We start from the raw sequence: 19556 nt of genomic DNA on the forward strand, positions 1-19556 counted from the left end.
TAATTTATCGTTTCGCTGCCCTCCGTCGCCCGACGGATTTACGCTTCTTGCTCCTCGATCTTCGGAGGGTTTTTCCTCGCGCGGATCTTCGCGACCTTTTCGCGAGCTTCTTCAGCTTCCCTCTGCGGGTGATCCTTATTCGGTAGAATCTTCTGCGGCCGGATCTCCTCGTTTTACGGGAGGACTGTGCCTTGTCAACCGGAGGCTCCGCTTGTACCTGGAATCCCTCCACTAGCAGGGGGCTTCGGTTTCCGGCTGTCAGCCAATGAGGATGGTATTCGCGCCATTGACTGACGATTTGATCCAGCCTCCATTGGTAGGCTTCAATTCCGTACAACGCCCTCGCCGCCGCTTCATTGTGCATGCCGATATTCTTCAGGGCAGCCGGATCGCTCAGCAGCATGGCAACCTTATCCGCGAGCCCTTGAGCGTCCCCGACGGGTACCGCCAAATGTCCATTGCCTGTACTTTCCATCAGCTCAGCGAGCCCCCCGGATGCAAAGGCCACAACAGGTTTGCCGCACAACATGCCTTCCAGCGCAGTCATGCCAAAACCTTCGGACACCATACTCGGCACGACCAGAATGTCCATCGCGCTGTAGACCGTTTGAACCGATTCAACGAATGGGATAAATTGAAATCTTGATCTATAACCCGAAAATCTGACATCCGTCAAACAGGCATCGTAATAACGGTGATCCGCAGCCCGGCCGATGATCACAAAACGGCAATCGGGACGGCCCGGGCATAGCGACAACGCCATACGAATAAACTCTCTTAGGCCTTTTTCCGGATGAATAAAAGCGGAAATGTAGCCGATGCACTTATGTTCCTCTTTCAGCCTGAGCTCCCTTCGTTCGCTCTGCCTTACGAGATCACCAAAGGAGTGAAGCCGCTCGCTGTCCGTCGATGGAGGGAGCAGGCTGATCGGACTGCTAATTCGCCCGTAAAACACACGGGCGGCAGACTCCGAAATCGCAATGATCCAATCGCTGTAATTATCTACAATGTTTAGCACTTCCGACGTGAATTCGTTCTCCTGAATCACCTCCGTCACTTTCCAAATGACGGGGATTCCTAGCTGTTTAGCGGCAAGCGCGGGCAGCGCGTTGACGATCGTGTTCGTCAGCACCAGATCAGGCGCGGTCTCTCCGATGAGTCTGACGACAGAAGCATAATCGGGATGGCTGCGGAGCTCATCGGCATTCAGCGGCAGCCGGGAATCCGGAGTATACATCCCGTATAGCAAAGGAAAGGTCTGAATCATAACCACCGTTCCCTGCTTTCGGGCATGGTCTGTCAGCTTACCTTCACCTGGAGCCACCAAGATGCAATTGAAATAAGACGCCATGCACCGGCAGAACAGGAGCAGCAGCTTCTCGGCTCCTGTAATGCTTTTGGTGTTGCTGACATGCGAGAACAGCATCAATTTGGGTTTAATCATATCCATGTTTTAGGCCCACCTGCAAAAATCGTACAGGGGTGCGAATCACACCTCCTTTCACCCAGATAATACAAGATATGAGAGGCGACACTTGCCGGCACTGACACATGCTACCCGTCATTCGTACAAAAAAGCCTCCAAACGTATAGAGACTACGGGTAAATGATCGTGAGCATCTCGTTCAGGCGTTTGCCGTACGTATGGTCTCTGAACGTTCTCTCCAAGGCGTTCAAGGCGATCTGTCTGCGTTCTTCCTCGTGGGCAAGATAGTATTCAATTTTATACAATAACTCCTCCGGTGAACTGTAAGTTTCGATCTCCACGCCAGGCGTATAAAATTTGGCCAGGTCGCTCCGGCTGTCGCTTAGCTGAAGCGTCGCGCAGGCGGAAATTTCAAAGGTGCGGGGATTAGGGGAAGCTGCGGGAATTTTAATAGCGTTGTTGTTGACGGTATCGTCTTCATGGGAGCGGTGCAGATTGATGACGATCTTTGAGCCGTTATAAGCCTCCGCGGTCTCGGCCGGGCCCATCCATTTGTTGAGCTCGATACGGTCCTGATAGGCCGTATATTGAGGCAGACGGTCCCACCAGATCCCGTTGAACACGGTATTATGCTGCATGAGCCGGTCGATGATCGGATCAAAAAAGCCGATGCGGTTCCAGTACGCCGAGCCGATAAAGCTGACATCCCGGCGAAGCGGAGATATATTCCTGGATGGCCGGTAGTATTCGGTGTGTGCGGCAAAAGGCAAATGATAGACATGCGTGCATCCCAACTGCTGATAAAAAGGAACGCAGTTGGACTCCAACGTGAAGATGTAGTCGTAATGTTTGACGTTCTCCGTCGTCATGTCGGTATAGTAGGGATCGTCCGTAAGCCAGACGGCCGTACGGATTCCAAGCTGCCGAATGATATCCATCATTTCGTTGTTTACGAACATGCCGTCCAAAGCGAGCACCAGATCTGGAGCCGCCTGCAAAACCGCTTCGACGGTGATCTGCCCCGGTTCGATAATAACCACCTCGGCGACCATCGTCCGGAGCGTGGAAGAGATGGCCTCGTCCAGCGGCGAATACGGGTACCCCTTGCCCGAAGCGATATACATGACGCGAATTTGACGGAACGGGACGGATTCCGCCGGCCGGCTGGCGATCACGTCCGCACGGCCTCGCAAATAACCTTCGTCATATCCGCGGCGATAGCCGTCCTGTCGTCCCCTGGCTCTCGCTTGGGCGGAATCGTAACTCAGGGTCAGCTCAGGGACCCTTGAGGGCCATTTAACCTTCGACATATCGACACTCCCTTGTTTGATATTGTCCGGTGTCAGAACTGTTCCAGAAACGTTCTCATCCGGGAAATAAACGTATGCTCCTGCCGAGTCGTGTACAGCCCGCGGGCCGCCATGATTCTCCGCTCCTCTTCATGCTCCAGGTAATAGATGATCTTGTTTTTAAGTTCCTCAGTGGATGTATAGGTTTCGATGTCATAGCCTGGTCTGTAATAATTGGTGAGATCTTCGCGGATATCTGTGATCTGCATCGCTCCGCAGGCACTGATTTCATAGGTCCTGGGGTTGATCGATTTGCCGCTGATCCGATGACTGTTGCGGTTGTCCTGCCCCCATTCGTCGGGACGGTGGATATTGATGACCACTTTCGCCCCATTGTAATAGCGGACTGTTTCCTCCGGCGGAATAAACCCAAGCCGTACCGAGCGGCCCAGCAAATCCTGCCGGGACAAGCGCTCCCAGAATCCCCCCGCAATCAACACTTTCTTATCCTTCAGGAACGGTGCCATTTCGTCAAAAATAGCGACGCGGTTCCAAAAGGCATTGCCGATAAAGCAAATGTCGTAAAGGTGCTCCGGTCCGCAGCGCAGGGGCTTGAACATGTCAGCGTTCACGGCCAGCGGCAAATAGTGGACTCTTTTGACCCCAAGAGCACTGTAAAAAGGCACGCATCCCAGCTCGTGGGTAAACACGACGTCGTACGCGGTGCATGCGTCCGCGGTATCCTCGCTAAAATAGGGATCATCGACAAACCAGACGGCCGTCTTGATCCCCATCGCGCGAACCCGCCGGATATCCTCCAAATGATTTTCGGGAAATACATGCAGTCCGTTCAATACGAGGATGAGATGCGGGCGCTCCTTTTGAGCAAGCTCCAGCATCTTTGGAGCCTCTACGACGATACATTCTCTGACCAGGCTGCTAAGCGCGGCGGATATACCTTGATCAATGGCATGAAAGCCCTGCGGAATATAAAATACTTTCATGTCCCGGAAATAAGGCTCCGGAGCGGGTATCCGTTCCATGACAGCCTGACAGACACCAAGGCGCAAGCCGTCCTCGTAGCCCTGCAGGTAACTGGCGCTTGCCGCCGTTTCAGCCACATTTTCCACAGTCTTCACCCTGTCTGTCTTGAATTGTGAAAGAACAATATAAATATATGCGGAAGAGGCAATTGCATCATGGACGACTGCCTTCGCGCGGATAAATTGGCGGATGCCCTGCCGAAAAACGGCAAAAAGCCTTTCGCCCCATGGCTGTCCCATGGAGCGAAAGGCTTGACTGTGTCCCGTTCCCTCATGTTATTACTTGGATTGGTAGGCTAGCAAATGACCATCTTCATAGCCTTTGGCAAAACCCGCGTTGAACCCTTCATTGTAAGCTTCGTCAAATCCTTGGCTGTACGCCGAGTCCGGACTGGTATGAGGCTCTACACCTTGAGCCACAGGCACAGGCAGCACCGGCTTTACGACCCGTTTCCGTTTTCTGCGAATGCTCTTGATCCGATGCCTTCTTTTTTTTGGTAGCAGGTGTTTACGCCGCTTTTTCAACTTGATGACTCGCGCCTTACGGCTAAGCAGCAGGCGCTTCACGGATTTTGGCCTCCGATGACGTTTTTTCTTCGTTATCATCCGTTAATCCTCCTGTAATTCTCGGGTGACTGCGAAATGGGCGGATAGAGATGCGTTTAACCAGGGCGGCGCGGAATTCCCGCTTCGGGGCTGGCACAGGCTGATGCCCGTGAGCATCCGGCATAATGCGTCCTGATGCTGCGTCAGGAGCCGGATATTTTCAAGAAGTGCCCGGGCAGAGAGGTCCGACTCGGAAGAAATGTCGGCGATGCTCCCGAGAATCCGGGCCAGCGCCTTTTGGCTGAGCGTGATGGATTGAATCAGCTCCAGCTTCGTTTCCTGCTCACGAAGGAGCAAACTCATTTGCCCATGTCTCCGAGGCCGCCGTAATCACCGCCGCCAAACATGCCTTCTCCACCGCCACCGCCACCGCCGCCGCCGTACTCTTCTTCTTCCTGTACGAGCAATGCTTTCAAGTTGCTGCACAATCCATTCTCCATCTTCGTAAGCCCCTCTAAAAGCTCCACGATCTGACCGTGAATCTGCAGAGGCTCGCTCAGTTGATTTTCATGGCTTGCAAACGCATCCGAGTTCAAATGATTCAGCGTCCAGTTCCGCATTTTTTCAGCTTCGACCGCTTTGGCTTCCAGAATCATGGCGATGTTCCACTGGATTTTGGAGGCGGCGTCCAGCATATGCAAAAAGGCCTGTTCTCTGCTCATATCCAGCACTCCCTTACGTTTCTCCCGAAATTATTCCTCTTCATTGCTGCCCATCTCTTTCACCACATGATTCAAAGTTTCCGCCAGCGCTTCCTGCAGGTCAGCAATGCTGCTAAGGTAAGAAATAATGCTCTTGTTGATCTGGCTGGAATTTGTCAATCAACCCGCTCACACCGTCAAATTCCGGATGTTCATCGGGCAAATCATGAATAATCTGGGCCATCCGGACCGCCACTTGGCGCTCGGCATCCAGAACCCTGGCCATTTGCTGCTTGGAATGTGACATATGGGTGAGCATTTCGTCAATTTTGCTCTGCATTCCGGTCCCTCCCTGGTGATAGGTCACGCCTTCTGCGAATAGGCGGTCCGCCTGATCCGCATCTGCCTGCTATATCCTATGCCGCTATCCTGAAGTCAGTTACGCGATTGGGGGCAGCATCCGTTTTTTTCTCATCATTTTTTTAGAAAACCGTCAAAGCACGGGATTATCCAGGTGCGGGGGGGCGATGATCAGATCCCCTTCCGGCACAGAATTTAACCGCTCGAGCGGCCACACCGATCGTTTTCTCAACGCCATATGCCATCGTTCCAGGGTATGCAGCGATGCAAACGGCCTCATCATTCCGCGGGACCATTGGTACACCCGTCCACCGGGGCCCTCCACCAGCTGACCGGCGCCGGCCTCCCCGGGCGATAAGGACTCATCCATTGCTGCCGAATCCAGCATTTCCCGGATCTGCTCGCTTGTCAGAGAATACTCACCGTCTGGAATTTGCCGGATATCTAACCTTGACAGCAGTACGGCTTCGGTACCCACTTGTTCCGCCCCGCCGCTAAGAGCGTACTTCCGCCCGTTCAGCAGAAAATACACAAGGCCAGACTGGTCCCGTACCAGTACATGTGACGGGTAAAAATCATGCCCGCTTCGCAATCCGGGAAACCGAGCCAGCGCGCCTTCCTTCATGTTCGTCACCCAAGCGTAAGGATTATCCCACTTATTCGTGTAATACGACTCGTTATGATGATGGACCGACTCAAACTGCTGACCCAACTGTTTCATGCTTACGCTTCCGAAATGGTGGATAAACGAATCACCGGCAATAAACAATTTCCGGCCGGTCAGCCGGAGCCGGATGATCCAGTCGTCGTCTTCATAGTTGCCGATCCGGTACCCCTCATCCAAATAACCGATGCGGTGCAGAACATCTCTGTGGAGCAGCAGGCAAAAGCCGACCAATCGGTCGGCTTCACGCCATTTCCCTTCGTCCGGCACATTATGACCTGCTGCAAATTCCCACATCTCCTTCACATCTTCGTAAGGAACCGGAATTTGCTGTTCCCCGCTGATATAGTTCGTCACAGGCCCCACGGCGCCGATTTGAGGGTCGCTGTCCAGGCAGCGGAGCATATGGGTCAGCCAATTCGGGGTGACGAGAATATCATTGTTCAGGATGACAACCGTTTCTCCCTTGGCCATCATGATGCCGTAATTGACGCCGCCGGCAAATCCGCGGTTCTCCTCCAGCCTTGCAAACCTGATTTTCCCGCCAAACGGCTTGAGGCAGGAGGCAATATCGTCCGTAGACGCATTGTCAACGACAATAATCTCATGCGGTTCCGGCGTATGGGCCTCAATGCTCCCTATACACTGGATCAGATATTCGGCCTGGTTATAGGTCGGAATGATGATGCTGGTGCCTTGAAACGGAATATGAAATGTGTCCCTTCCCTTTACCAGCCCTTCCGTGTACCCGCGTTCGTAACCCTCGTTATATCGGTCGCTTCCAGAGGATGAGGGAGGAGACTGCCGGATTGGCCGGCGGCCCCTTGCACTCCTGAACCGCTTTTTCATTTCAATCCCTCCCCGTTTTGCACACATGATATTTCTCTCCGCTATACACCTTACTATCTGGCATAAGGAATCTCACCTGAAACGAGCTTATCCGCCAGATGTCCAAAATCCAGCGCAACTTTGCCCAGCTGGCTCGCGATACGCTCGCAGATCACGACCGCGGGAATGCCGCTGGCCACGAGAGCCAGGTCAAATTCGCATATGGCCGCCTCCTGCATCACCCTTGGAATGTCCGAAAATCCCCGCACCGGGCTGATTACACCGGCTATGGTCAGCGAAGCCGAAGCCAGCAGCATATTCGCAAGCTCGGGAGCCCGGTTTCCGATCAGAAGCAGCCGTTTCCCCGGGAGAAGCTGCTGCAGCAGACCATGCTCATGCAGCGCATAATTCATCGTGGATGTCGTCAGTGTCAGGCTGCGGTAAGATAGCCCATAATACCGGAGCACCGGGAACAAAAGGCCCTGGAACGTCGGCAGACGGGAATGCGGAATGCCGATAATCCCGGCCATGCGGAGCGAATCGGCCAGCATATCTCGTGCCTGCGGATCAGGCAGCTGCATTCCTGCTGTCGAGAGAAAGCGCCCCTTTTGTCGTACTTCTTCCAGCGAAAGCACGGTGTCATGGGCCAGGGCCAGCAATTCTCCGTCTCCCAGTCGGACAACCGACAGGGGCTGGCCAACGGCCAAGGCATGCGCCATGCGGCCATGGACCTCTTCGGGGCGCAATAGCTGGAGCCAATGTTCCCGGTATGCCGATATTCCCGCGGCGATGACCTCATTGGCACCTATATCCGGCAGTACCGTATACGGTGGAAGCTGGGAGGCGACTGTCTCCTCCACCCCTTCTGCATATCCGGCCTGGTAAGCAGCGTCCTGCACTTTTTGGATATCGATCGAGGGCTCCGTGCTGGGTTCACTGGGCCTCTCTTGGGGAAGAGGATGCACCGCGAGGGGAGTAAGCCCCGGCAGGTTCGGATGCTTTATACCATTTCCCCGCTGGCCGTACTTGTGCTTTCTTCTCTCCTTTCGGTTCAGGGGACCATGCCGCCGACGGAGTATTAAACGTCGCTTGGCCAATTTGACACGAAGAGCCCTCTTCCATGGAGGAATGAAGGCTCTGTTTCGAATCCGAGGGCGGCTCATGGGAGAATTCCCTTCATTTTTTTGCCTGCTTCTTGCAGAGATTCAAAGGTTCCCGCGTCGCCCCACCAATGCTGCAGGATATCGTACTCCAGCCGCCCGTCTGCCGCATAGACGTTGTTGACGTCGGTTATTTCGAGTTCTCCCCGGTCCGATGGACGGATCCCGGAAATGATATCGAACACGGCGGTATCATACATATAAAAACCGGTGACGCTGTAAGAAGATTTAGGCTTCGCTGGCTTTTCTTCAATCCGGCTGATGAGCTCCGGGCGCGCCCGGTCAAACACCGGGACACCATACCTTCTGGCATCCTGAACCTGTTTCAGGAGAACCCGCGCCGTCCCGACAGGCTGCTGCGCAAATTTATTTACATACGTGCTCAAATCATCCACAAACAGATTATCTCCAAGCAGAACGACGAATTTTTCGTCCTTCATAATAAAACTTCTTCCCTGATCCAGCGCCTCGGCGATTCCTCCCGCAGACTCCTGAATCCGGTAGGTTAGCTGCACACCAAAGTCCTGACCGCTTCCCAAAAATTCCGTATACAAACCTGCGGACTGTTTGCCCATGACAATAAGAATTTCCTTGATTCCTGCCTGGCGCAATCTGTCGATGCCGTATACGATCATGGGATACTTTCCGACAGGTAGCAGATGCTTGTTGATCAGCCGGGTCAGCGGATACAATCGGGTACCTGTCCCGCCTGCCAAGATAATACCTCTCACTGCACCACTCCTCCTTCAGATATGCTGCCTGCTTACTCTATAAACTGGCGGGGATCAATCTGCCACTTCTCTATAAACAAGCGGTGATTCCGGTCAATCAGCTGTTGAATCTGTTCGGAGGATGCCTGTTTAAAGCTTGCGCTGCCCTGATGGTGAACGAGCGCATCCCCGCAAATCAACAGATGAAAGCCGGCCAACCGAGCCCTGTAGCAGTAATCGTCATCCTCATAATGACCTGGTGAGAATGCTTCATCCAGAAATCCGATCCTGCTCAGCACTTCCCGTTTTATAAGCAGACACATGCCGATAACCCGGTTCACTTCCACCCAGCGGGACGGATCTGGCTGATTGTTTCGAGCAGCTGTCAGCTGGAATTCTTCTGTATTGTTAAAAGAAACATCCACCTTTTGTCTACCCGAGGCTGCATTGGTAACAGGCCCGACCAAGCCGACATCCGGCCGGCTGTGCAGGGCGGCGAGCATATTGGATAACCAGTTCGTCGTAACCGTCACATCGTTGTTGAGCAGGAGCAGATCGTCCCCTCCGGCCGCCGCCAGACCGATGTTGCAGGCAACTGGAAACCCGCGGTTCGCCGGAAGGGAGATAAATGGAATTCCCTCCTTGATGCAGTAGCCGTCGGTACCGTCAGTCGAGGCGTTGTCGACAACGATGATTTCGTACGGCGTATCGGTGTATTTGCGGATCGCCTCGATGCAGGGGGCAAGCAGATGCAGGCCGTTATGCGTGGGGATGATGATGCTCGTCATTCGCTGATTCAGACTCATCAGGCATTCCTCCGCAAGGCGACTTCCGTCCGCGAGACTGTAGAAGATTGGGGCATCCAGCCGGCATCAATCAGCGCATGGAGCGCTTCCGCATGGTCACCGATAATCAGGTCTGCCACCGCATTGCCGGTGCCCGTATTCCCGGGACGCTTCCGGTTTGAGCTGATCACGTCAACCGGCTGCACCAGCGCGAAGCGGTGTCCCTTTGCTAGGGCCAGGGCTTGGGCCTTGGGGGGAACCATCAACTGCTCGCTGCCGATATCATCAATCAAACGTCTTGCCAGTGCATGTGGAACGGCCGTTAGCGAATTTGCCCCCAGTTCCGGGTGCCCGAGCACCGTATTTAAAAAGCTTTTGCACCGCGTCACCTCATCCTGGTGCATATATGGCGGCAAATACGGATTCAGGTCATTCAGCGCAGCGTCAATCCCTTCATCCACCTTATATATAAAAGGAGCCAGTTCCTCGGCGGAGATCACGACATCCCCGTCCGTAAACAACACGATATCCGCCGAGGTCATGGCGGCCCCGATGCTCCGGCCCACGTCATGTCCGAGCCGGCCCGGAACATGGAGGATGCTGGCGATCCGGTGATTGCGTGCAGCCGAGTAGCTTTGATCCCGGCAGCCGTTCAGTACGACGATTACTTCCTGGAACGGGAGCCGTTCCAATTGCTGAAGCACCTTGCCCAGCGTATCCTGCTCGTTGCTGGCACAGACGACAGCTGCGGCCGTCCTTGCCAACGGCAGCGGAATACGGGCGTCCTTTTGCCCGGAGGCTTTGGCATAGCCGCCAGTGTAGCTCTTTGACAGCCGGAGCATCGTTCGAATATCCGGACGCTTTTTCACATGTGCCGCGCACCAATCGGAAAACGCCCGCTGAAGCGGCGATTCATAGAGGAGAACATCCCCTTCTCCTTCTTTGGCGTCGGCTTTGCCTCCTGCAAGGAGTCCTGCTTGATAAGCGGCATCCGCCAGCTTGCCTTCCCCCGCCCGGTAGATTGACGGTAGCGCCGCACGGCTCTGCTTCGGAATGGTGCGCCTTCCCTGCCGTCGCTTCCTCCCGGCCCAGTTTATTCGAGACCGAGCCGTTACACTTCTTCTTGTTCTTCTTCTCATCAGGCTCACCTTCTCACCCGCTTTCGTTCCCTTCCCAGATCGCTTCGAAGCCCCCTCGGATCCGTTACCGACAAATACCACTTCACTGCCTGAATATGATCCGCAAGAACCACCTCCTGCAGTGGATCTTTTCCGTCCACTTTAACTCTCCGCTTATTTAACCGTCCTACGGGTATTTCATGAACCGCTTCGACCTTGAGCCCGGCGGTGACTGCCTTCGCTAAAGCAAGGGGAGGGACCGACAGGCATTCGTCTCCAAGCATGTCGACGGCGCGACGGCTTAATGCATGCGGGACAGCGGTCAGAGAGGCTCCAAGCAGATCGGCGCGGCGTAGCATCGTATTTAGAACATGCTTGGCCTGAACGACCGGATGCGCCTGACGCCGGCGAACCGGGCCTCTATACCGGTTCAGCGCGACATCTACCCCGCCAATAACCGCCGTGACGAAGGGACGAAGCTGCCCGGCACCGATCGGCATGTCTCCGTCCAGGTACAGCATGACCTGACCCCGGGCGGCCTGCGTCCCTGCGCTTCTTCCCACATCATGCCCAAGCGGATGCTCGTATCTCAGCACACGAGCCCCCGCAGACTCGGCCGCTTCTGCCGTTCGGTCGCGGCAGCCGTTGGCTACGACAATAACCTCGCAGGAAGGATGTACCCGCAGCGCTTCCCGGACCACGGCAGCGATCGTCTTCTGTTCATTCATCGCAGGGATGATCACCGATAAGACCGGAGGAAGGTCGGTATGGGGCATCCGCCTTGCCTGCGGCTTGGTTCGAAGCCTGGTTCTTGACCATACGCCCGTCTTCGATGCTTGTCGGTACCTTCGGCGGGTTGGTCGATAGGTTCGTCTGTATCTTATCCGCCTCATCATTCGACATATCCCTCCCTGTCATATCAGCATGTATCTCATCACATCCTATGCCGTGGTGAATGCCGTGGAAGCGGCGTTTGTGCAATGTATTTAGGTATCGTTCACGGATTTCATCGCAATACTTGCTGATTATCAAGAGCATAACAAACAAGCGCGGGGACTCTGCCCCGCGCTTGTTTGTTATTCCTTATCTTTATTCTCTTTTGGTTCTGCCTCGGCCCTGAACGCGCTCCGCTGCCTCATGCTGCGCTGTGCATAGCCCGTGGTTCCTTTTCCTGATGGAGAGACCGAGCCGATCGCGATCCAGGACAGGAAACCGAAGGTTTCCGGGCCCACCCGTCTTCTCACCACTTCGATAAAGGCGATATCTTCCCGCTGCGTGTTCAATACAGCATAGAAATCGGGATGATTGCACATCGCCACGATCACATAATGGGTGTTTGGATACGGTTCCGGCAGCGTCACCGGCACTTCAACCTGCAGCTGGCCTTCGCCGATCCGGAAAGAAGTGATGCCGTACTGTTGAAGGGCCGGCTGTCCCGAAGCACTCTGAACGGGTGCAAAAGCAAGCTGTTCACCGGTGACCGACCTAGCGGCGATGTGCCTGTTCTGGATCGCCCCGTTCTGGATATGGTCCGAATGGACCGCCCCGGATTGAAGATGCCATTCCTGGATGCTTCTCGCCTGAAGGTGAAGCGGCTGAATCGTTTCCGGCTGGATGTGGCTGCCGTCTATCGTGTTCGGGGCAATTTTATCGCCCGTAACGGCTTCATCTTCCAGCAGACCGGTGGTAACGGACTCCGGTGCCAGGTGATGCGCCTGGACGCTGCCCGGCTGGAGGTGTTCCGAGGATACGGATTCAGGTGCCAGATGATCCGGACCGACCGCTCCCTCTGCAAGATGTTCACCTTGGATGAGGCCGGGCTGCAGGTGCCATTCCTGCACAATGCCGGACTGCAGATGGTGCGGCTGAATCGATTCCGGCTGGATGTGGCTGCCGTCTATCGTGTTCGGGGCAATCTTTTCCCCTGTGACGGCTTCATCTTCCAGCAGACCGGTGGTGACGGACTCCGGCGCCAGGTGATGCGCCTGGACGCTGCCCGGCTGGAGGTGTTCCGAGGATACGGATTCAGAGGCCAGATGATCCGGACCGACAGCTCCTTCTGCAAGATGTTCGCCCTGAATGAGGCCGGGCTGCAGGTGGTACGAACCGATGGATTCCGGCTGGATATGGCCGCCGTCGACCGCACGGGAAGCGATCTTATCCCCCGTTACAGCATCCTTTTCCAACGAATCGGCCGTGACGGACTCCGGCGCAAGGTGATGCGGTTGTACGCTGCCCGGCTGCAGATGGTCCGAGGATACGGATTCAGGAGCTAGATGATCCGGACCGACCGCTCCCTCTGCCAGATGTTCGCCCTGAATGAGGCCGGGCTGCAGGTGGTACGGTTCGATGGATTCCGGCTGGATATGGCTGCCGCCAACCGTTTGGGAAGCAATCTTATCCCCTGTTACGGCTTCCTTCTTCAGCGATTCGGTCGTAACCGAATCCGCCGCCAGATGATGCGGCTGGATAAGGCCTGGCTGCAGATGCCATTCCTGAATAGTCTCAGCGTGAAGGTGGTACGGCTGGATCGACTCGGGTTGGATATGGCTGCCGTCGACCGCATGAGGAGCAATCTTGTCGCCCGTAACGGCCTCATCTTCCAACGATTGGGTCGTGACGGTATCCGGCGCAAGGTGATGCGGTTGGATGCTGCCTAGCTGCAGATGACCCGAGGTGACGGATCCGGACGCCAAATGCTCCGGGCCAACCCCTCCTTCTGCAAGATGTTCTCCGCGAATAAGGCCGGGTTGCAGATGGTAAGACCGGATCGATTTGGGCTGGATATGGCTGCCATCCAGTGTATTAGAGGCAATCTTATCCCCAGTCACAGCATCATCTTCCAGTGAATCGGTCGTAACCGAATCCGGCGCAAGGTGATGCGGCTGGATGCTGCCCGACTGCAGATGATTCGAGGTGACGGAATCGGCCGCCAGATGATCCGGACCGATAGTACCTTCGGCAAGATGCTGGCCCTGGACGATACCCGGCTGCAGATGCCATTCCTGTACAATGCCGGATTGCAGATGGTGCGGCTGGATCGATTCCGGCTGAATATGGCTGCTGCCAACCGCGTTGGAAGCGATTTTATCCCCCGTCACTGCTTCGTCTTCGAGTGAATCCGTCATGACCGAATTCCATGCCAGGTGGTGCGGCTGGATGCTGCCCTGCTGCAGGTGATCCGAGGTGACGGATTCAGCTGCCAGATGTTCCGCGCCGACCGCTCCCTCTGCAAGATGTTCTCCATGAATGAGGCCGGGCTGCAGATGGGACGGCTGAATCGATTCCGGCTGGACATGGCTGCTGCTAACCGAGCCTGGAGCGATTTTATTCCCCGTAACGGCTTCGTCCTTCAGAGAATCAGTCGTTACGGAACTCCGATCCAGGTGATGCGGCTGGATGCTGCTCCGCTGCAGATGATCCGAGGTGACCGATTCGGGGGCAAGATGATCCGGACCGACGGCCCCTTCTGTAAGATGCTGGCCCTGAATGAGTCCTGGCTGCAGATGCCAATCCTGGATGCTCTCGGCCTGAAGGTGAAGCGGGAGGATCGATTCCGGCTGGATGTGGACACTTCCTATCGCACCCGTGGCCAATTTAGCCGAGCTTACGGATCCATCCTTCAGCGCATGCTCGTGAACAGCCCCAAAGGCCAGGTGCTCCGCCGTTACGGCCCCTGTCTGGATGTGATGGCTTCCGATCGACGTGTCCGCCAGCTTATCGGCTGTGACCGCACCGGGATGCAGCGCTTCGGTATGCACCGAACTCGTGGCCAGATGCTGCATACCGACACTGCCTGCCTGCAGCTGTTCCTCTCCGACCGATTCAGGGGCTAAATGCCTGAAGTCCACCGCACCATGGGCAATGTGCTGCTTCTCCACGCTCTTTTCCTGAAGCTGAGCCGAGCCGATCGATTTTGCCTGGATATGGCGGGTTCCGATCGAATCCGGCGCGATCTTGTCACCGGTTACCGATCCGCCTTGGAGGGCAACTTCGGATACCGCATCCGGGGCAAGATGGCCGGATTGTATGCTGCCGTTCGTCAGATGGGTCGCTGTGACGGATGCCGGCGCTAACTGCTTAGAGCCGACAGCTTCTTCACCCAGGTGGCCGTTGCGGATAATCCCCTCCTGAAGATGCTCGAAACCGATGGAGGCCGGTTTCAGATGGGCGCTGTCGACGGATGCCGGTGCCAGCTTGGAGGCGCCCACCGCACCATCCTGCAGTGCCTCCGAATAAACGGCACCTTCGGCCAAATGCTGGGCCTTGATGCTGCCTGACTGAAGCTGCTCTTCTCCCACGGAATCCGGAGCAAGATGCCGGAAACCGACCGCCCCCGGAGCAAGATGCCGCTGCTGTACGCTTTTCTCATGGAGATGAATGGAGCGGACGGCATCCTGTTTGATATTGACGCTGCCGACCGATTCCGGTCCGAGCTTCGATGCGGTTATTGCGCCGTCCTTGATGGCTTCTGTGTTAACCGATAACTGACTCAAATGGCGTTCCTGGATCAATGCGGACTGCAGATGCCCTTCGCTGACCGAGCCGGGTGTGAGATGACGCTCGCCGACAATGCCTTCAGCCAAATGTCTTTCCTCGACAGTACGGTCTTGCAGGTGCTCACCGGAAACAGAACCGGCCTGAAGCTTATTCCCTCCGACTGAGCCTGCAGTAAGATGACGCTCACTGATGATATTATCAGCCAGATGCTTCTCTTCCACCGCTTGGTTCTGCAGATGCACCCCGGAGACGGAACCGTCCTGAAGCTGATTTCCGCCGATCGAACCGAACGTAAGGTGACGCTCACTGATGATATTGTCAGCCAGATGCTTCTCTTCCACCGCTTGGTTTTGCAGGTGTATTCCGGAGACAGAGTCGGCCTGAAGCTGGGTTCCTCCGACCGAACCGGCTGTAAGATGGCGCTCACTGATGATATTGTCAGCCAGATGCTTCTCTTCCACCGCTTGGTTTTGCAGGTGTATTCCGGAGACAGAGTCGGCCTGAAGCTGGGTTCCTCCGACCGAGCCGGCCGTGAGGTGGCGCTCACTGACGATACCTTCGGCCAGATGTTTCTCTTCTACTGAATGGTTTTGCAGGTGCGCTCCGGTGACGGAATCAGCCTGAAGCTGGGTTCCTCCGACCGAGCCGGCCGTGAGATGGCGTTCGCTGACGATGCCTTCAGCCAGATGCTTTTCTTCGACCGCTCCACTGTGCAAATGCACGCTGGAAACCGAGCCGGGCTGAAGCTGTACTCCGCCGACTGATTCTTCCGAGAGATGCCGCTGGGTTACCGCACCCACGTTGATCGAGCGGGAAGTGACGGCGTTGTCGGACAAATGCTCACTGCTTACGGACGCGGAGGCCAGCTTGGGGCTGCTCACACTGCCATCAGCCAGTTTGGCCGACGTCACCGCCAGATCTTGAATTTTGTCGGTCGCCACGCTTTCGGGCGAAAGCTTCAGGGAAGTGACCGCATGGTCCGCTAAGTGAGCCGGATAGATAATGCCGTGATTGAGATGACCGGATTGAACGCTTCCTGCCGAGAGCTTTTCTGCAGTTACCGCTTCATTACTAATGATTGCGTTGTGTACGATTCCGGGCGTCAGATGATCTGCGTTCACCGAACCTTTGGCTATATGCTGGGTTGTGACGGCCTGATCCTGAATCGCGGACGCCCGCACGCTTTTGTCGGACAAATGCCGATCCTGAATCGAAGCCGGGCGGATATGCTCCGCGCTGATGCCGCCTTCGGCTATATTGCGGCCGCCGACCGCGCCGTCTGCCAGTATGCCGCTCGTCACGCTGCCGCCTGCGAGCTTTTCACCAATGACAGATTTGTTCTGCAGATGACGGGAAGCTACCGCTCCATCCGAGATATGCTGCTCGACAATGGCGCTGCGGGTAATGTGTCCCGTGGTGATCGACCCGTGTCTGACATGAGAGCCTTCCACGACGTTTGCCGCAATATGGCTGCCGTTAACAGCCCCCTGCTGAATGTGGGACGTCTGGATGGAATTCGGCGCAATCTGTGCTTTCTGGACGGCACCTTGTGCCAGATGCCGGGTCTGCACGGCTTCGTCTGCAATCTTCTGGGGCAGAATGCTTTGATCGGCAATTTTAGATGAGGTGACCGTCTGCTCGACGATATGCACCGTTCCGACCGACTGCTCCGCCAATTTGTTCGCCCCGACGCTGTGGTCGGCCAAGTGCGCTGCAGTGATCTCGCCGGGGGCGATATGCTTGCCGCGAATGGTCGCATCCGCCAAATGCGCGGACGTTACCGCAAAGGGTGCCAATATTGGTCCGGTCACGGCTCCATCCTGCAGATGTTGGGTGCCGACTGATTTTTTGGCGACATGCTCGCTTGACACGCTCCCCGTCGCGATTTGATTTCCGCCAACGGAGCCGTTCTGAAGAAGTTCCCCGGTCAGTGATCCTTCCCGTATATGAACGCTTTCGATGGAGCGCTCCTTCAGCTTGTCGCCCGTAATTTCGCCGGTCCGGATCTTCGAGCCGGTAACGGCGCCTTCGGCCAGTTTCGACGTGTCGATCACTTCATTGGTCAAATGCATGGACTGGATGCTGGCCCCAGCAATTTTGCTTGCCGTTACGGCTTGGTCTTGCAGCAGATCTGTGTTTACGACCAGATTGCTCAAATGGCGTGACGTGATGGAACCGTCGGCGATTTTGGTGGAATCGATCACCTGGTCGCCCAGCTTGGCGGATGTAATGCTTCCGTCGCGGATTTTTTCCCCGCTGATGGAGCGATCCCGAATTTTGCTGCCGCTGATCGCGCCGTCGGTCAGATGCTCCTCCAAAATGGATTCAGAGGCAATTTTCGAGGAGACCACGGAGCCGTCGGCTAAGTGAATATGAGAAACAGCATAATCGGCAATGGCCTCGCTGCCTACCGAGCCGGGCTGAAGTCTGGACGAGTCAATGGCCCGGAGCGCAATTTTGGACGTCGTGACCGAACCGTCGCTCAGATCATCCGTATAAATGATTGGCTCCGGGGAGTTTGGCATCCTTTTTTCTTCAATGATCTCCTCCAGCTCCTCACGGTCCCGAACCGGCACCGTCTCCTCAGGTATAGCTTCTTCAATAACAGGCTCCTCGGGTACCGCTTCCTCGGATACAACCTCCTCCTCGGGCTCTTCTATTGCCTCAGGCTTGCTCTCTGCAGTGTCCTCCATTTGGTGCTCTTGTATCGGTTCAACTGTGTCCAAAGTCGTTGTTTGCTGGACTTCTTCCTTTTCAAGGACTGCATCAGGGGCAATGGATCGGATTTCCGCATATGAATCAAGTTGGTTTGTCTTTGGCGCCGTTACTTTGCTTTTACGGATCAGTTCCAACTCCTGAATTTCAGGATTATCCACGAAATAGAGGTTCTTGTTCGGTTGTTTAACCGTCCGGCTTTTATTTTTCTTCTTCAAAAGACCTCGCTCCTTCCTGACCGGATGCATCTTGGGCATCATATGCGAACAAATAGGCCGTTGTCACTGATTTCCCGGTTTTTGTAACGATTTTGAACTAGCCAATCGGATGGATGCTTCCGGCAGAACAATCCGGGAGGACGGGATCACAAATATTCAGGGATAAAAGGTTGAAATTCGGGGGATGATCGGGGGATGATCGAGGGACATCCTGAGGACATGAGTGTCACCTGCCCACCAATAACTACTCTGTGCATTCATCCTTCACCGTTTGAGAAAATAGGCGGCACGTTACGGACAAAGACCCTTGCTTATAGCAATCTATGGCATAGGATATATAAAAAGTGGGATGACAGAATGCCAGGGAGGGATGAACGTGTGGATTTCTGATGTTGGAATTCTGCTGAATGCAGCGGTGCACCGGGGAATTCCCGGCGGAAAGACGGGAGCGGAATCCCTCATCAATTATGAAGAGGCGGCCCGGATGTTCGGCTTGAGGCCGTGCTATATGAAACTACAGGATATCGATATTGAACGCCATGAATGTTCGGCGTTTGTTCTGAGAGAGGGGAAATACGTTTACACCAGGCTTCCGCTGCCAAGGGTCATTCATAACCGGGCCATCTACTTTGACGGACGATCAAAAAATAGAATTCAACGTCTTATAGACGGCGGATATATGATATTCAACGCCAACAATCGGTACGGGAAAGATGAAATTCATCACTTGCTCGAAAGTAACCCGCTGCTTTCGCAGCATCTTCCCGATACGACGATCGCCGCCCCTTCCTCTGTCCAGGAAATGATGCGGCGATATCGTGATCTGATATTAAAGCCTTGCGTCGGCAGCGTCGGCAGAGGAATTATGCGCCTTCACGCCCACGGCCAGCATTGGTATCTTACTTATGCCCGAACCGGGCGATCCCTGGGATGGACGACGGTTCGCTTGAATAGACAACAACTTCCGGGCATCCTGCTGCGCCGGATCTCCCAGGCGCCCTTTCTTGTCCAGGAACGCATCGCACTGGCGGAATATAAACAGCGGCCTTATGACCTTCGCGTCTCCATCCAGCGAGGCATCAGCGGCAGCTGGAGCCTGACGGGAATGTACGCCAAAGTCGCCGCATCCCGAATGTTCGTCTCCAATGTCGCTCAAGGCGGCAAGGCCTTCCCGGCCGAACGAATTCTGGCCGAAAGCCTGCCGGGGTTATCTGCGGACAGAATATCGGATAGCGTACATCAGCTCGCCTTCGGCGTGGCCCGGCAGCTGGAGCAGCATTTGCCTTTTGCGGCGGACCTTGGCCTGGATATCGGCGTCACCAAGGGCGGCAAGCCGTATTTTATTGAATGCAACGGACGGGATCAGCGTTACGGCTTCCGAAACGCCAATATGCCCCAGTATTGGAAAAAAACATATCGTGAGCCCATGGCCTATGCCCGGTACCTGGTAAATCGGCAGCACGCCGGCACAGGACTTTGAGCCGGATCTCGGG

The 19556-nt window shown here is 55.4% G+C and carries 15 protein-coding genes and 1 pseudogene; 1 reads left to right on the top strand and 15 read right to left on the bottom strand.

Going from position 1 to position 19556, the window contains the following annotated elements; translation table 11 throughout:
* Window positions 1-4: 4 nt before the first annotated feature.
* From ABIE48_RS23625 to ABIE48_RS23695, 15 genes and pseudogenes are all read right to left on the bottom strand, one after another.
* Window positions 5-1450 carry a glycosyltransferase family 4 protein gene (locus ABIE48_RS23625; protein WP_192717305.1) on the bottom strand — a complete coding sequence of 482 codons (1446 nt, stop codon included), beginning with the start codon at window positions 1448-1450 and terminating at the stop codon, window positions 5-7.
* Between the two features lie 146 nt (window positions 1451-1596).
* Window positions 1597-2736 (bottom strand): glycosyltransferase family protein, encoded by a 1140-nt coding sequence (locus ABIE48_RS23630; protein WP_145029260.1) that lies wholly within the window; start codon window positions 2734-2736, stop codon window positions 1597-1599.
* Window positions 2737-2768: 32 nt separating this feature from the next.
* Window positions 2769-3854: a CgeB family protein gene (locus ABIE48_RS23635; RefSeq protein ID WP_397342823.1), complete on the bottom strand. Its 1086-nt coding sequence runs from the start codon at window positions 3852-3854 to the stop codon at window positions 2769-2771.
* A gap of 183 nt (window positions 3855-4037) precedes the next feature.
* Window positions 4038-4364, bottom strand: coding sequence for a hypothetical protein (locus ABIE48_RS23640; protein ID WP_192717306.1), 327 nt, complete (start codon window positions 4362-4364; stop codon window positions 4038-4040).
* Between the two features lie 3 nt (window positions 4365-4367).
* Entirely contained in the window at window positions 4368-4667 is a 300-nt protein-coding gene (locus ABIE48_RS23645; protein ID WP_192717307.1) for a hypothetical protein, read from the bottom strand.
* A complete protein-coding gene (locus ABIE48_RS23650; protein ID WP_192717308.1) occupies window positions 4664-5026 on the bottom strand; it encodes an alpha-helical endospore appendage domain-containing protein in 363 nt (120 codons plus the stop codon). Before ABIE48_RS23650 ends, ABIE48_RS23645 begins: the two co-directional genes overlap by 4 nt.
* 30 nt (window positions 5027-5056) lie before the next feature.
* A pseudogene (locus tag ABIE48_RS23655) lies at window positions 5057-5345 on the bottom strand (nucleoside-diphosphate sugar epimerase).
* A gap of 153 nt (window positions 5346-5498) precedes the next feature.
* Window positions 5499-6878 carry a glycosyltransferase family 2 protein gene (locus ABIE48_RS23660; protein WP_192717309.1) on the bottom strand — a complete coding sequence of 460 codons (1380 nt, stop codon included), beginning with the start codon at window positions 6876-6878 and terminating at the stop codon, window positions 5499-5501.
* 53 nt (window positions 6879-6931) lie between these two features.
* Entirely contained in the window at window positions 6932-7717 is a 786-nt protein-coding gene (locus ABIE48_RS23665; protein WP_192717469.1) for a GT-D fold domain-containing protein, read from the bottom strand.
* Between the two features lie 299 nt (window positions 7718-8016).
* A complete protein-coding gene (locus ABIE48_RS23670; protein ID WP_192717310.1) occupies window positions 8017-8748 on the bottom strand; it encodes a sugar phosphate nucleotidyltransferase in 732 nt (243 codons plus the stop codon).
* 32 nt (window positions 8749-8780) lie between these two features.
* Entirely contained in the window at window positions 8781-9533 is a 753-nt protein-coding gene (locus tag ABIE48_RS23675) for a glycosyltransferase family 2 protein (RefSeq protein ID WP_186320360.1), read from the bottom strand.
* On the bottom strand, window positions 9533-10651 hold the full coding sequence (locus tag ABIE48_RS23680; RefSeq protein ID WP_192717311.1) for a glycosyltransferase: 1119 nt from the start codon (window positions 10649-10651) through the stop codon (window positions 9533-9535). Before ABIE48_RS23680 ends, ABIE48_RS23675 begins: the two co-directional genes overlap by 1 nt.
* A gap of 5 nt (window positions 10652-10656) precedes the next feature.
* A complete protein-coding gene (locus tag ABIE48_RS23685; protein WP_354519754.1) occupies window positions 10657-11358 on the bottom strand; it encodes a glycosyltransferase family 2 protein in 702 nt (233 codons plus the stop codon).
* Entirely contained in the window at window positions 11351-11533 is a 183-nt protein-coding gene (locus ABIE48_RS23690) for a hypothetical protein (RefSeq protein ID WP_186326167.1), read from the bottom strand. The genes ABIE48_RS23685 and ABIE48_RS23690 overlap by 8 nt, the downstream gene beginning before the upstream one ends.
* A gap of 173 nt (window positions 11534-11706) precedes the next feature.
* Window positions 11707-18063, bottom strand: a complete 6357-nt coding sequence (locus ABIE48_RS23695) for a WIAG-tail domain (RefSeq protein ID WP_354519756.1) — start codon at window positions 18061-18063, stop codon at window positions 11707-11709.
* A 376-nt stretch (window positions 18064-18439) separates the two neighbouring features.
* On the opposite strand from ABIE48_RS23695, the gene ABIE48_RS23700 reads away from it, so the two are divergent.
* On the top strand, window positions 18440-19543 hold the full coding sequence (locus ABIE48_RS23700) for a YheC/YheD family endospore coat-associated protein (RefSeq protein ID WP_354519758.1): 1104 nt from the start codon (window positions 18440-18442) through the stop codon (window positions 19541-19543).
* Window positions 19544-19556 lie beyond the last annotated feature (13 nt).

The organism is Paenibacillus sp. OAE614 (assembly GCF_040546645.1).
In the GTDB taxonomy this organism is placed as follows: Bacteria; Bacillota; Bacilli; order Paenibacillales; family Paenibacillaceae; genus Paenibacillus_AQ; species Paenibacillus_AQ favisporus.